The organism is Aminobacter sp. P4_D5, assembly GCF_056401815.1.
Genome location: NZ_JBFUIP010001246.1, coordinates 1 through 548, shown reverse-complemented (window position 1 = coordinate 548; position 548 = coordinate 1). Strand labels below are relative to the sequence as shown.

At 70.6% G+C, this 548-nt stretch carries 2 pseudogenes; both read right to left on the bottom strand.

Annotated features, from left to right (window positions below):
- Positions 1–296, bottom strand: a pseudogene (locus tag AC1DWF_RS37755) (amidohydrolase family protein); the annotation flags it as partial.
- Positions 293–548, bottom strand: a pseudogene (locus tag AC1DWF_RS37750) (hypothetical protein); the annotation flags it as partial. The pseudogenes AC1DWF_RS37755 and AC1DWF_RS37750, both read right to left, overlap by 4 nt.

Here is a 548-nt window from a genome sequence, read left to right as displayed (position 1 = left end):
GGCGCGGCGAGGTCCGCATAGCCCACGATGCCCTGCGGGAAACCGTTGAGATCGGCGATCGACTGCGCCCACTCGACCTCCTCGGCCTCGGCGCCGGGCGCCACGTTGATCTGGATGAAGACGGATTTCACCACGCCCTGCGCGCGGCAGTTCTTCAGATATTCCTCGATCCCGTGGTCGCGCCGCAGCGGCCCGTAATCCCCGAAGATGCGGGGCACCTGCGGCCCCTTCAGCCATGGCACCGCAGCCAGCCGCCAGAGGTGGTGATGCGCGTCGACGATCGGCTGGTCCGTCATTGCGGCTCGATGCCCGCCTCGCGTGCGGCGGCCGTCCACTTCACGATCTCGGCGCGGATGAAGTCCTGGAACTCCGCAGGCGTCTGCGGCGCGGTGCTGAGGCCGATCTCGGCCATGCGCGTGCGGGTCGAAGGCAGGGAGAAGTAGCCGGAGACCAACGAAGCCAGCCGGTCCACGATCGGCTGCGGCGTGCGCGCGGGCGCGGCGACAGCCGGTCCACGATCGGCTGCGGCGTGCGCGCGGGCGCGGCGA